Here is a 13,900-nt window from a genome sequence, read left to right on the forward strand (position 1 = left end):
GCCTCGCCATCTCTGCGGGACATCGACGGGCGCGGCATCAGACCGTCCACCGCAGCTCGTCCGGGCCCTTGCCCACCGGACTGGCCTGACGCCCGGTATCGGGCTTCGAACGGAGGTCGGCGGGCGGCGGGACCTTCTCGATCGCGACCTTGAGGTCGAACCACGCGGCCTGCCCGGTGATGGGGTCGGAATTGCTCCACCGCATCCCGTCCTTCTTCGGCGGAAGCAGTTCGTGGATCAGGTGATTCAGCAGGAACCCCTTGTTGGCCTCCGGCGCGTCGTCGTGGAGCGCCCATGCACCCTTGCGCTTGCCGATGGCGTTCCAGGTCCAGACCGTGTTCTCGTTCAGCGCCGGCATATGCGCCACAGGCACCGTGATCTCGCCATGGGGCGAGGTGACACGCGCCCAGTCGTCCTCCGCGAAGCCATGCGCCTCCCAGAGCTTCGTCGGCAGGTAGAGAGGGTTGCGGCCGTGGATCTGGCGGAGCCAGGCGTTCTGTGTGCCCCAGGAGTGGTACATCGCCATCGGCCGCTGGGTCAGGGCCGTGATGGTATACTTGCCGTCTCCGCCGTGGTCGGCGGTCGGATCCCACCAGATCGGCAGCGGATCCATCGTCGCCTTGATCCGCGTGCGGAGGTGGTCGGGCGGCTGGCGATCGCCATGCCCTTCGGCGGCGAGCTGGAAGCGGCGCAGGGGTTCGCACCAGAGGGTGAACAGATAGGGCGACGCCTTGTCGTAGAGGCCGATCTCGACCGCCCAATCCTGGTAGGCGCGGTTCCACGGCTTGTAGAATTGCGCCTCCTCGGGGATGTGCGCGACGCAGAAGCCGCCGTTCTCGATATAGGCGTCGAGCTGGGCGGGGTTCGGCGCGCCGCGCCCGGTCTCGTCGCCATTGCCGCGCCAGCCCATCAGGGGGCCGACGCCCGGACGCCGCTCGTGACGGACGATGTAGTCGGCGTAATCGGCGAATTTCTGGCCGCCGTCATCGGTCACGAAACCCGGCAGGCCCAGCTTTGCCCCAAGGTCGATCAGCGCCGACTGGAAGCCCTTCACATCGCGATCCGGCTCGACCACGGGCCAGCGGATTGCATCGGCCGCGGCCTCGGCCTCGCAGATGGGCCGGTCGAGCAGCGAAATGCAGTCGTGGCGTTCGAGATAGGTCGTGTCGGGCAGGATCAGATCGGCATAGGCCACCATCTCGGAGGAATAGGCGTCCGAGTAGATGATATGCGGGATGACGTAGGACCCGTCCTCGCGCGTGTCCGAGAGCATCGCCATCGTGCCCGACGTGTTCATGGACGAGTTCCACGCCATGTTCGCCATGTAGAGGAACAGCGTGTCGATCTCGTAGGGGTCGCCCGCATGGGCGTTCGAGATGACCATGTGCATCATCCCGTGCGCCGACATGGGGTTCTCCCACGTGAACGCCTTGTCGATGCGAGCGGGGGTGCCGTCGCCCTTCAGCGCCAGGTCCTGCGGTCCGTGGACGAAGCCCAGATGCGGGCCGTCGAGCGGCGCGCCGGGCGTGACCTTGCAATGGGGCTTCGGGTGGGCCGTCGCGGGCTTGGGGTAGGGTGGCTTGAAGCGGAAACCGCCTGGCGTCTCGACCGAGCCGATCAGGATCTGGAGGAGGTGCAACGCGCGGCAGGTCTGGAAGCCGTTGGCATGGGCCGAGATGCCGCGCATGGCGTGAAAGCTGACCGGGCGGCCCGTCATGGTCTTGTGCGTCCGGCCCCGGAAATCGGTCCATTCGCGATCCAGCTCGATCGCCTCGTCGAAGGCCACCCGCGCGATCTCGGAGGCCAGCGCGCGGATGCGGGGGGCGGGAATGCCGGTGCGCTCGGCCACGGCCTCGGGCGCGTAGTCGTCGGTGAGGTACTTGTGCGCGAGATGGTGGAAGACGGTGCGATGGGTGACGCCGTCCACCTCCCACGCGCCGGTCAGGTCGGGCTCGACCCCGTCCGCATCGTAGCAACGGGGGCGGTTCTCGCGGCGGCACCAGACCAGCGCGTGGCCGTCATCGTCCTTCAGCGGCAGGCCCTCGCCCGCGCCCTCGGCCGCGTCGATCAGGACCGGCGCGTCGGTGAACTGTGCGAGGTAGTCGAGGTCGATCTTGCCCGCCTTCAGGAGACAATGCACGAGGCTGAGGATCAGGAGGCCATCGGTGCCCGGCGTGACCCCGAACCAGTCGTCGGCCACGGCGTTGTAGCCCGAGCGAACGGGGTTCACGCCGACGACGCGCCCGCCATGGCCCTTCATGCGTCCGATGCCCATCTTGATGGGGTTCGAGTCGTGATCCTCCGCCACGCCGAAGAGGATGAAAAGCTTCGTACGCTCCCAATCGGGCTGCCCGAACTCCCAGAAGGCGCCGCCCATCGTGTAGATGCCGCCCGCCGCCATGTTGACCGAGCAGAAGCCGCCATGGGCCGCGTAATTGGGCGTGCCGAAGGCCTGCGCCCACCAGCTCGTGAAGCTCTGGGACTGGTCGCGGCCGGTGAAGAAGGCGAGCTTTGACGGATCGGTCTCGCGAATGGGTTTCAGCCAGCCGGCGGCGATGTCGTAGGCCTCGTCCCAGGAAATCTCCTCGAACTCGCCCGAGCCGCGCGGCCCGGTCCGTTTCATCGGCGCGCGCAGCCGCGAGGGCGCGTTGTGCTGCATGATGCCCGCCGAGCCCTTGGCGCAGAGCACACCGCGATTGACCGGGTGGTCGCGGTTGCCCTCGATATAGGCGACCTTCTCGCCCTGATCGGTGTGCTTGATATGCACGTCGATACCGCAGCGACAGGCGCACATGTAGCAGGTCGTCTTGCGGATTTCGTCGCCCACCTTCGGATGCAGGTCGATCTTCGGCGTGTTCATCTCGGCTCCCCGTCCAGCAGCCGCTGCGCATCCCGCGCAAGCGTCCGCTCTTCCTCCGCGACCACGACGTGAACCGGCACCTCGCCCGCCCAGGCGAGTCGCGCCGCGATCTCGTCCCGGACCCCTACGTCATTCTGGCCGATCCCGCCGGTGAAGGCGAGGGCGTCGAGCCCGCCCATCGCCGCAATGGCCGAGCCCGCGTGGCGGACGGCCCAGTAGATGAAATGGGCACGGGCGAAGCGCGCGGCCTCGGATCCGTCGGCCAGCAGCGCGCGCATGTCGCTGTGGCCGCCCAGCCCCAGAAGCCCCGACGCGCGGTTGAGCCGGTCGGCGGCACCGTCGATGCCGTGCCGCCGCGCCATGTCGAGCACGGCCATCGGGTCGATATCGCCGGACCGCGTGCCCATCGTCAGGCCCGCCGTGGGCGAGTAGCCCATCGACGTCGCCACCGACCGGCCGTCGCGGATCGCGCAGAGCGACGCGCCGTTCCCGAGATGCAGCGCCAGGAGGCGCGGGGGCAGGTCGCCGCTTTCGCGCAAGGTCTCCGTCAGGCCCGCATAGCTGATCCCGTGAAATCCGTATCGGCGGAGGCCCTGCGCGCGGTCGTCTTCGGGGAGCGCATAGGCCCGCGCGACCTCCGGAACGGTCGCGTGGAAGGCGGTGTCGAACCCGGCCACCTGCACGAGGTCTGGTGCGCGGGCCGCCAGAGCGCGGATGGGCGCGAGGTTGTGGGGATTGTGGAGCGGGGCGAGGGGCGTCTGCACCTCGATCCCGGCGATGACCTCCGGCGTGATGCGCACGGTCCCGTCGAAGGCCGAGCCGCCATGAACGACCCGGTGGACCGCCGCGTCGAGACAATCCACCGGATGGCCGCGGTCGCGCAGCGCATCGAGCATGAGGTCCGTCGCGGCGTCATGGTCCGCGATCGCGCGCGTCTGCGCCACGCCGCCGAGCTCGATCCGGGCATCGCCGCCGATCTCGGACACGACGCCGTCGAAGATCTCGGTCAATGCCGCATCGAACAGCGCGAATTTCAACGACGAGCTGCCTGCGTTGACGACGAGCATCATGGCCGCGCCGCCGCGACGATCATCCCGAGCGCGGCGCTGGCCAGCCGTGCCGGCGTCTTCTGAGCCCGCGAGGTCAACAGGATCGGGACCCGCGCGCCCATCACCACGCCGCCCGCACATGCGCCGAGCGCGAAGACCAGCGTCTTGAAAAGCACGTTGCCCGTCGTGATCGCGGGCGCGACCATGATGTCGGCGGCCCCGGCCACCGGGTCATCGTAGCCCTTGATCGCCGCCGCCTCGGATGACAGCGCGAGGTCCATCGCGATGGGTCCCGCCACGTCCGCCTCGGGGATGGCATGGCGGGCCCATGCCGCGATCTCCTGCGATTCCAGCGTGTTGGGGATCGACGCGATGGGGTCCTCGGTCGCGGCCAGCAGGGCGGCGCGGGGCCGCTCGATCCCGAGGATGCGGGCCAAGGCCACGGCGTGGCCGAGGCAGGCCTTCCGCGTCTCGACATCAGGCGCCACGTTCAGCGCCGCGTCCGTCAGCAGGAGCGGTCGGTCGTCGCCGGGCCGGGTGATGTGAAAGACATGGCCGCAACGCACCCCATCGTCGCGAAGGCCCGCCGCGCGGGGCAGCAGACCGCGCAGGAAGGTCGACGTGTGGACCTGACCCTTCATGATCGCGTCCGCATCTCCGGTCCGCGCCAGTGCCGCGGCGGCGGGCGAGGCCGCGGCGGCCGGCGCGTCGACCAGGCGCAGACCCGAGATGTCCCATTCGATCCCGTCCGCGGCGGCGGCGATCTTGGCCGGATCGCCCACGAGGATCGGCTCCGCCAGCCCGTTCTCCGCCATCTCGCGCAATCCCGCCAGCGCGGTCACGGAGCCCGCATTCACCAGTGCGACACGAGGCACGGGCAGGCCGCGTGCGCGGGTCAGGAGACCCTCGGGTGCGACGGGTTCGGTGGGCGACAGGAAGGTATGCGTCATGCAGGTGGTCCTTGGGCTATGGTGCGGCGTCGCCGAACCATAGCCCACCCGGTGCGTCGCGGGCGTGACCGTGTGGCGATCACTCCGCCGCCATGTCCGATGCGTCGATCCCGGCCACGCGCACCGGCTTCTTCATCGCGTCGCGACGGAAGGGTTCGCCCAGTTCCTGGTTGAGCATGACCTCGATCAGCGTGGTCGTGCTGGCCTTCATCTGCTCGTCGATCGCTGTCCGCAGGGCGTCCGTCAGCTCGTCCATCGAGCGGACCGCGACGCCCTTGAGGCCGCAGGCCTGCGCGATTCCGGCATAGCTGACCTGCGTGTCGAGTTCCGTGCCCACGAAGTTGTCGTCGAACCAGAGCGTCGAGTTCCGCTTCTCTGCGCCCCACTGGTAGTTGCGGAAGACGATCTGGGTGATCGCGGGCCATTCGCCGCGCCCGATAGCCGTCAATTCGTTGACCGCGATCCCGAAGGCGCCGTCGCCCGCGAAGCCCACCACGGGCACGTCCGGGCGGCCGATCTTGGCGCCCACGATGGAGGGCAGGCCGTAGCCGCAGGGCCCGAAGAGCCCGGGGGCGAGGTATTTCCGCCCTTCGTCGAAATCGGGATAGGCGTTGCCGATGGCGCAGTTGTTGCCGATATCGCTCGAGATGATCGCCTCGCGCGGCAGGGCGGACTGGATCGCGCGCCATGCCATGCGGGGGCTCATCCAGTCGGGCTTGTCGGCGCGGGCACGCTCGTTCCACGTCGTGCCGGGATCGTCCTCCTCGTGATCCATCGAGGAGAGCTGCTGCTTCCAGGCCGATTTCGTCTGCGCGATCCGGTCGCGGCGGGCCTGACGATCATGGTCGCCCGCGCTGTCGGAGAGGTTCGCGAGGATCCCGCGCGCGACCTTGGCCGCGTCTCCGACGATGCCGACGGTCACCTTCTTCGTCAGGCCGATGCGGTCGGGGTTGATGTCGACCTGGATGATCTTGGCGTCCGTGGGCCAGTAGTCCATGCCGTAGCCGGGCAGGGTCGAGAACGGGTTGAGCCGCGTGCCCAGCGCCAGCACGACATCTGCGTCGCGGATCAGCTCCATCGCCGCCTTCGAGCCGTTGTAGCCCAGCGGCCCGGCAAAGAGCGGATGCGTGCCGGGGAAGGCGTCGTTGTGCTGGTAGCCGACGCAGACCGGCGCATCGAGCCGCTCGGCCAGCGCCATAGAGGCCGCGATCCCGCCCTCGGACAGGACCACGCCGGCGCCGTTCAGGATCACGGGGTTCTTCGCTCCATCAAGGAGTTGCGCGGCGTTCTTCACACTGTTCTCGCCGCCGGGCGACACCTCGAACTCGACCGGCTCGGGGATCTCGATATCGACGACCTGCGTCCAGAAATCGCGCGGAATGTTGATCTGTGCGGGTCCCGACAGACGCTTGGCCTTCGAGATCACGCGGGCCAGAACCTCGGCGATGCGGGACGGGTCGCGCACCTCCTCCTGGTAGGCAACCATGTCCTCGAAGAGCTTCATCTGCTCGACTTCCTGGAAGCCGCCCTGGCCGATGGTCTTGTTCGCGGCTTGCGGCGTCACCAGCAGCAGCGGCGTGTGGTTCCAGTAAGCGGTTTTGACGGCCGTGACGAAGTTGGTGATGCCCGGCCCGTTCTGCGCGATCATCATCGACATCTCGCCGGTGGCGCGGGTGTAGCCGTCAGCCATGAAACCCGCGGACCCTTCGTGCGCAGCGTCCCAGAAGGTGATCCCGGCGCTGGGGAAAATATCCGAAATCGGCATCATGGCCGAGCCAATGATCCCGAAGGCGTGGCGGATGCCATGGGCCTGCAGGGTTTTGACGAAAGCCTCTTCGGTGGTCATCTTCATGGCGTCTCTCCCCGTTCTGCCGTCCCGGCGGTTGTGGCAGGGCTACGGCGGCGGTCAAGGCCCGCGTAGGGCCAGTCGACGCCTCACCTTATGTCCAGATGCCGCGCCTCAGCGGATCGAGGCCCCGACTGCGGCGAGCCGGCGGATGCCTTCGGGGATATCCTCGGACGAGATCGACGAATAGGCGAGTCGGTAATGGGTGCCGGGGTCGCGTTCGGGGCCGAAGAACGCACCCGCGGGCTCGATCAGGACCTGCTGTGCGCGGGCGGCATGGGCGAGGTCGTCGGAGCGCACGCCGTCCGGCGCGCGCATCCAGAAGGACGACCCGCCGAAGGTGCTGGCCCCGGCCAGCAACAGCCCGTGCTCGGCGATCGCGGCTTCGGCCACGCTGCGTCGGTCGCGATAGGCGCGCGCCATCTTCTGAACCTGCGCGTCGTAATGGCCTTGGGCGAGGTAGTAGGCCGCCGCCCGCTGGGTGTGGCCTGGAACGTGGCGCAAGATCAGCGACCGCAGCGTCCGCGCCTCGCGGATCAGCGGTTCGGGCGCGACCATGTAGCCGAGGCGCAGGCCGGGAAAGAGCGACTTGGCGAAGCTGCCGATATAGACGACGCGGCCCGACGCATCGAGCGATTTGAGGGCGGGCGCGGGGGCCGAGGCGAAGGCCAGCTCGAACTCGTAATCGTCCTCGACCACGACGAAATCGCAGGCTTCGGCGCGCTCGAGCAGCGCGCGGCGCCGGGGCAGGGGCATGGTCGCCGAGGTCGGGCAATGGTGCGACGGCGTCACGAACAGCACGTCCGCCTCGGGGGGCACGTCGGCGGGCAGCAGGCCGTCGCCGTCGACAGGCACTTCGACCGTGTTGCAGCGCGAGAGGTTCAGGATCTCGCGCAGCGCGGGATAGCAGGGATGCTCCATCACCGCCGTGCGCCGCTGGGTCAGCAGGATCTGCGCCACGATCCAGAGCGCGTTTTGCGCGCCCAAGGTGACCAGAACCTCCTCGGGGCGGGCGGTGATGCCGCGCCGGGGCAGGATCTGGCGCACGATCTGTTCGATGAGCTGAGGATCGTCGCGACCGTAGCTGTCGGCGGTCAGCACCTCGAAATCGCGGGCGCCAAGGGCTTGGAGCGCGCAGCGGCGCCAGGAGGCATGGTCGAAGAGGCGCGGATCGGTCTGGCCGTAGATGAACGGGTAGCGATAGCGGCGCCAGTCCTCGGGACGGCTGAGGACGGGGGCCGCGGGGAAGCGCTGGCCGATAGCGCGCGACCAGTCGACGCGGCTGTCGCTCGGGGCGGGAGGTTCGGGAAAGCGGGGCGGCTGGGGTGCTGTGTCGGACACGAAATAGCCCGAGCGTCCCTTGGCCGTCAGGTAATCGCCCGCGACGAGTTCGGTATAGGCGAGCGTCACGGTGATGCGGCTGATCCCGAGATGACGGGCCAGCCCGCGCGAGGACGGCATTCGGTCTCCGGGGCGAAAGCGGCCGGCGAGGATGCCGCCGGTCACCATCTCCTGCAACTGCCGCTGGAGGGTGCCGGGGTGGTCGCGGCGCAGCTGGAAGATCTCGACAGGAACGGCCATGTCTGGACAGATAGCCGATCCGATCTGGACTTAGAAGCCGCGGGCCGGGACGGGGGCGGGCGTGCCGCCCCCGGCGGGCGTCAGCCGAAGACGCGCCCCATGGCCTCGTCGACCGAGGCGGTGATTGCGTCGATATCGTCTGCGGTCGCGATCAGCGCGGGGCTGAACAGAAGGCAGTTGTTGCGACCCGGCACGGACCGGTTCGACGCACCGATGACGATGCCCTGCGCCATGCAGTCGGCGGCGACAGCCTTGACCTGCGCCTCGGGCACGGGTTCGCGGCTGTGGCGGTCGGTGACCAGCTCGACGCCGCAGAAGAGCCCCTTGCCGCGCACCTCGCCGATCACGCCGTGCCGCTCGGCCAACTCGTGGAGGTTGCCCATCAGGCGCTCGCCCATCTTCCGGGTGTTCTCGATCAGGCCCTCGCGCTCGATGATGGCCATGTTCTCGAGCGCGGCGACCGGACCCGCCGCACAACCGCCGAAGGTCGACACCGCGCGGAACCAGTTCATCGGATCGTCGGGCTTCGACTTGAACGTGTCGAACACGTCCTCGGTCGTCACGACGCAGGAGATGGCCGCGTAGCCCGAGGCGACGCCCTTCGCCATGGTGACGATGTCGGGGCGGATGCCGTAATGCTGATATCCGAACCATTCGCCGGTGCGCCCGACACCGCAGACGACCTCGTCGATATGGAGGATGAGGTCGTATTTATCGACGATCTCCTGCACCCGCTCCCAGTAACCGGGCGGGGGCACGATGACGCCACCGCCCGCGGTGATCGGTTCGAGGCAGATCGCACCCACCGTGTCCGGGCCTTCGGCGATGATGACCTCCTCGATGGCGTTGGCCGCGACACGGCCGTAATCCTCACCCGAAAGATCGCCCCAGCCCTGCTCGGCGGCGCGGTATTCGAGGCAATGCGGCACGCGGACGAAGCCCGGCGCGAAGGGACCGTACTGCTCGTTGCGCTCGTCCTGGCCGCCCGCGGACATGCAGCCGATCGTGGTGCCGTGGTAATCGCGGTCGCGGTAGAGGATCTTCCACTTCTTGCCGCCGTGCCGGGTATGGGCGATTTGGCGGATCATCTTGAACGCCTGCTCGTTCGCCTCGGACCCCGAATTGGTGTAGAAGACGCGGGACATGCCGGGCATCTTCGCGATCAGCCGCTCGGCAAAGCGCGAGCCGGGGATCGAGCCCAGCGTCTGCGCGAAATAGTTCATCTTCACGAGTTGGTCGCGGACCGCATCGGCGATCTCGGCCCGGCCGTAGCCCACGTTCACCGTCCAGACGCCGCCGGAGACGGCGTCGAGATGCTCCTTGCCGTGCTGGTCCCAGACCCGCATTCCGCGGCCTTTGACGATGATGCGCGGATCGGTCGTCTCAAGCGCCTTGTGGGGCATCAGGTGATGCCAGATATGCGCGCGGTCCGCCTCGACGACGGCGGAGAGATCGTTGGGGTTGATGTGGTCCATGACGAACTCCTGAAAGGGGGTAGGGGCGAGGATCGCGCGCCGCTGACATGATAATCGATACGCGCGACAAGCGCATCTAAATATCGCGCGCGATAGGGCCAGAGCCACCGTTATCCTAGGTCCAGATAGCCCCCGCCGTTGCCACATGGCCGGGGCCGTGCCTAGGCTTCGGCAAGCGTCGGGGCCCGTGCGGGTCCTGCGCCGAAACGAGGGGGCCGCGAAGATGCCCCCCGCACGCACACCAACCGGGAGACCGAGACATGAGCCTGAAATCGAACCTGCTCGGCGCGACTGCCGCGCTGACTGCCCTGACCGGCGCGCAGGCCGCGCTGGCCGACGCGCATCTGAGCGAGATCACCGTCGCCTACTTCCTCGAATGGCCGATGCCGTTCCAGGCCGCCAAGGTCGCCGGCACCTACGAAGAGGCGCTCGGCCTCGACATCAACTGGGTGGCCTTCGACACCGGCACCGCGATGTCGGCCGCCATGGCCTCGGGCGACGTGCAGATCTCCGTAAGCCAGGGCGTGCCGCCCTTCGTCGTCGCCGCCTCGGCCGGGCAGGACATCAAGATCGTCGACGTGGCGGTCAGCTATTCGGACAATGACAACTGCGTCGTCTCCACCGCGCTCGAGATCGACGCCGACACGGCGGGTGACCTGAACGGCAAGCGCGTGGCCGTGCCGATCGGCACCGCGGCGCATTACGGCTTCCTCAGCCAGATGGGTCATTTCGGCGTCGACGTCGAAAGCATGGAAGTGGTCGACATGGCCCCGGCGGAAGGTGCAGCTGCGCTGGCGCAGGGCGATATCGACATGGCCTGCGGCTGGGGCGGTGCGCTGCGCCGCATGAAAGAGCACGGCAACGTGCTGCTGACCGGCGCCGAGAAGGAAGAGCTGGGCATCCTGGTGTTCGACGTGACCTCGGCGCCCGCCGACTTCGTCGCCGAGGAGCCCGAAATCCTGGCCAAGTTCCTGAAGGTGACCGCCGACGCGAACGCCACCTGGAATGCCGGTGGCGCCGATGCCGAGGCCATGATCCCCGTGATCGCGCAGGATGCCGGCATGGACGAGGACGCGACCCGCGAGACGATGGCGACCTTCGTGTTCCCGTCGGTCGATGACCAGCTGGGCGACCGCTGGCTCGGCGGCGGCGCGCAGTCGTTCATGGATGGCGTCGCGGGCGTCTTCAAGGACGCAGGCTCCATCCCCGAGGCGCTCGATACTTATGCCGACGCCGTGGACACCGGTCCGCTGGAGGCCGCGCAGGGCATGTGAGCCCCTACGCATGAATTCGACCGGGGGCGCCGCCGCGCGCCCCTTGTCACCCGAGGGACGACGGTCAACGACATAGAAGGGCCCGCGACATGACGGGACTGACGATCGAGAACATCTCGATGCGCTTCGATCTTCCGAATGGCAGCTTCGTGCAGGCGCTTCAGGACGTATCGCTGAACATCAAGGCCGGCGAATTGATGAGCGTTCTGGGCCCGTCGGGCTGCGGGAAGACGACGCTTCTGAACATCGTGGCGGGGTTCCTCGCGCCGACCGAGGGGCGCATCGTCCTCAACGGTCACGAGGTTCACGGGCCCGATGCCGAGCGTGGTATGGTCTTCCAGCAAGGCGCGCTCTTCGAATGGATGAGCGTGCGCGACAACGTCGAATTCGGGCCGCGCATGAAGGGCATGGCCGTGGCGGAGCGGCGCGAGAAGGCCGATCACCTGCTCGAGGTGACGGGCCTGCGCGATTTCAAGGACAAGGCGATCTACGAACTTTCGGGTGGCATGCAGCAGCGCGTGGCGTTGGCCCGCTGTCTCGCCAACGACCCGGACGTGATCCTGATGGACGAGCCTTTGGGCGCGCTCGACGCGCTGACCCGCGAGAAGATGCAGGGCCTCGTGCTGCAACTCTGGAAGGAGACCGGCAAGACGGTCATCCTCATCACCCATTCGGTCGAGGAGGCGCTCCTTCTGGGCGAGCGGCTTCTGGTCATGGCGCCGCGTCCCGGTCGCATCCACCGCGAGTACCGGCTGCCTTTCGCGGAGGCCGGGGTGAATGCGGACCTGCGCGAGGTCAAGAAAGACCCCAAATTCGGCGAGACCCGAGACGAGATCCTGTCGATGATCTGGGAAATGGAAGAAGAGATTATGGGCCGGACGGAGAGCGCATGACATGACCGGCCTTGTTCTCCTCATCCTCTATGTGGCGCTGTTCGTCGGCTCCATGGTCGCCGTCGCCTTCTTTACCCGCAATCGGACGCGGAAGGACTTCACCGCGCTCAAGACCGTGACCTTCGGCGACGAGAGCGCCGTGCGTCCGAACCGTGCGGCCAGCATCATCTCGGTTCTGGTGATCTTCCTGCTCTGGGGCGCGTTCACCGGCTCGAAATGGGCGCCGTTTCACGTGCCGGGACCGTTCGTCGGCGAAAGCGGCTTCACCTATACCGCGCAGGATGCCGCCGGACAGACCGACGACGCGCAGGTCTCCTTCATCGTTCATCCCGTCGGCGAGGATGTCGCCGCCCCCGAGCCGGGCGCGGCGGACGGCTTCGCCGAGGACGATACCGGCACCATCGGCGCCTACCGGACCGAGCTGTTCCGCGTCACCAGCAACGATGGCGAGGGCGCGACCGTCATCGCCGTCGACGGGCAGGAGATCGCGCCGGGCCAGACGGTCGACATCGCCAACGGCACCGTCACGATGACGCCCCGCGGCTCGCTGAATGTGCGGCCCGATACCGGCTTCCAGATGGAATCAATCTGGCTGCCCGCCCCCGAGGAGGTCGTCGGCGCCTTCGTCGACATCTGGCAGAACGGCTACCAGAACTTCACCCTGATCGAGCATCTGGGCTGGTCGCTGATCCGCGTCCTCGTGGGCTTCGTCCTCGGCGCGCTGGTCGGCATCCCGCTGGGCTACGCGATGGGTCTCTCGGGCTGGTTCCGCGGCTGGTTCGATCCGATCGTCGAATTCATGCGGCCCGTCCCGCCTCTGGCGCTCATCCCGCTGGTCATCATCTGGTTCGGCATCTGGGAGACGGGGAAGATCGTGCTCCTGTTCCTCGCGGCACTCTGGATCATGGCCATCGCGGCGCGCGCAGGCGTCTCTGGCGTGAACATCACCAAGGTCCACGCGGCCTATTCGCTGGGTGCGTCCAAGTGGCAGATCCTGCGCCACGTCATCATCCCCAACTCGCTGCCCGAGATCTTCACCGGCGCGCGGGTCGCGATGGGGGTGTGCTGGGGCACGGTCGTCGCGGCCGAACTTGTCGCCGCCCAGAAGGGTGCGGGCATGATGATCATTGCGGCGTCGAAGTTCCAGCAGACCTATATCGTCCTGATGGGCATCATCCTGATCGGCCTGATCGGCTACGGGATCGACATCCTGATGCGCAAGGCCGAGGACATTCTGGTGCCGTGGAAGGGTCGCTCCTGACGCGGCTCTAGCCGTCCAGCCAGACGAGGACCGCGAAGACGATGACGCCCGCGACCAGCGCGGCGAAGCGGCTCTCGCGTTCCTCGGGCAGCTCTTCCTTCAGGACGTTCAGGATCACCCCGCCGCCGAGCACCGCGAGGACGTACATGATCCAGGTTTCGGGCACTTCGATGGCCGTGCCCACGGCCCAGCCGACGAGCAGGGCCACGGACAGAAGCCAGCGCGCGATGCGCATGTAGCCCGCGCGGAACGCCTCGAGCAGGCCGAAATCCGTGACCAGCAGATGCAGCGCCATCGCCGCCACGAAGAGCCAGAGCTCGGCGCGGTCGGCCAGAAGGTAGCCGGTCACCAGGTTGTAGACCACGAAGCTGGCGAGGTGGACGCCGAAGGTCCCCGGCTCCTCCTCGTGCCCGGCGGTGCGGCGGCGCAGGGCGTCCGACTGGACCATCCGCTCGATCCCGTAGAAGCCGACCAATGCGGCCAGCGCCACGCCCCAGATGCCGAAACCCAGCGCCGTGTCCTCGCCGACCAGTTCCGCGCCATGGGCCAGCTCGGGCAGCAGGTGCAGGAAGACGTAGCCGATCGACGCGCCGCCCGCGAAGGACAACCAGCGCGAGCGGGGCGTGTTCGACAGGAAGGTCAGGCGCGGCGTCAGCCAATGGACGGCGACGAGGAGGAGCGCGGCGGCGAGGGAAGCGATCATGCCCGGTC

General features: G+C 68.0%; 10 protein-coding genes. 3 read left to right on the top strand and 7 right to left on the bottom strand.

What is annotated here, in order from left to right; translation table 11 throughout:
- Nucleotides 1-37: 37 nt before the first annotated feature.
- The 6 genes from Q0833_RS06780 to Q0833_RS06805 form a co-directional block, all read right to left on the bottom strand.
- Complete coding sequence (locus tag Q0833_RS06780; RefSeq protein WP_298431546.1) at nt 38-2,860, bottom strand: molybdopterin oxidoreductase family protein; 2,823 nt, start codon at nt 2,858-2,860, stop codon at nt 38-40.
- The gene (locus Q0833_RS06785) at nt 2,857-3,930 is read right to left on the bottom strand and encodes an acetate kinase (protein ID WP_298431548.1); all 1,074 of its coding nucleotides are present in this window, start codon (nt 3,928-3,930) and stop codon (nt 2,857-2,859) included. The genes Q0833_RS06780 and Q0833_RS06785 overlap by 4 nt, the downstream gene beginning before the upstream one ends.
- Nucleotides 3,927-4,859 carry a phosphate acyltransferase gene (locus tag Q0833_RS06790; RefSeq protein WP_298431550.1) on the bottom strand — a complete coding sequence of 311 codons (933 nt, stop codon included), beginning with the start codon at nt 4,857-4,859 and terminating at the stop codon, nt 3,927-3,929. Before Q0833_RS06790 ends, Q0833_RS06785 begins: the two co-directional genes overlap by 4 nt.
- Nucleotides 4,860-4,938: 79 nt before the next feature.
- Nucleotides 4,939-6,711, bottom strand: coding sequence for a sulfoacetaldehyde acetyltransferase (gene xsc, locus Q0833_RS06795; protein ID WP_298431552.1), 1,773 nt, complete (start codon nt 6,709-6,711; stop codon nt 4,939-4,941).
- A gap of 108 nt (nt 6,712-6,819) precedes the next feature.
- Complete coding sequence (locus tag Q0833_RS06800) at nt 6,820-8,286, bottom strand: PLP-dependent aminotransferase family protein (RefSeq protein ID WP_298431554.1); 1,467 nt, start codon at nt 8,284-8,286, stop codon at nt 6,820-6,822.
- A gap of 80 nt (nt 8,287-8,366) precedes the next feature.
- Nucleotides 8,367-9,761, bottom strand: a complete 1,395-nt coding sequence (locus Q0833_RS06805) for an aminotransferase class III-fold pyridoxal phosphate-dependent enzyme (RefSeq protein ID WP_298431556.1) — start codon at nt 9,759-9,761, stop codon at nt 8,367-8,369.
- Nucleotides 9,762-10,021: 260 nt separating this feature from the next.
- On the opposite strand from Q0833_RS06805, the gene Q0833_RS06810 reads away from it, so the two are divergent.
- The 3 genes from Q0833_RS06810 (at nt 10,022) to Q0833_RS06820 (ending at nt 13,189) form a co-directional block, all read left to right on the top strand.
- Nucleotides 10,022-11,035, top strand: a complete 1,014-nt coding sequence (locus Q0833_RS06810) for an ABC transporter substrate-binding protein (protein ID WP_298431558.1) — start codon at nt 10,022-10,024, stop codon at nt 11,033-11,035.
- 89 nt (nt 11,036-11,124) lie between these two features.
- Nucleotides 11,125-11,928: a taurine ABC transporter ATP-binding protein gene (locus Q0833_RS06815; protein ID WP_298431562.1), complete on the top strand. Its 804-nt coding sequence runs from the start codon at nt 11,125-11,127 to the stop codon at nt 11,926-11,928.
- 1 nt (nt 11,929) lies between these two features.
- Nucleotides 11,930-13,189 (top strand): ABC transporter permease, encoded by a 1,260-nt coding sequence (locus Q0833_RS06820; RefSeq protein WP_298431565.1) that lies wholly within the window; start codon nt 11,930-11,932, stop codon nt 13,187-13,189.
- Between the two features lie 7 nt (nt 13,190-13,196).
- Here the strand turns inward: Q0833_RS06820 and Q0833_RS06825 are convergent, their stop codons facing one another.
- Entirely contained in the window at nt 13,197-13,892 is a 696-nt protein-coding gene (locus Q0833_RS06825) for a hypothetical protein (RefSeq protein ID WP_298431568.1), read from the bottom strand.
- Nucleotides 13,893-13,900: the final 8 nt, after the last annotated feature.

The sequence above is a fragment of the uncultured Jannaschia sp. genome (genome assembly GCF_947503795.1).
Classification (GTDB): Bacteria; Pseudomonadota; Alphaproteobacteria; order Rhodobacterales; family Rhodobacteraceae; genus Jannaschia.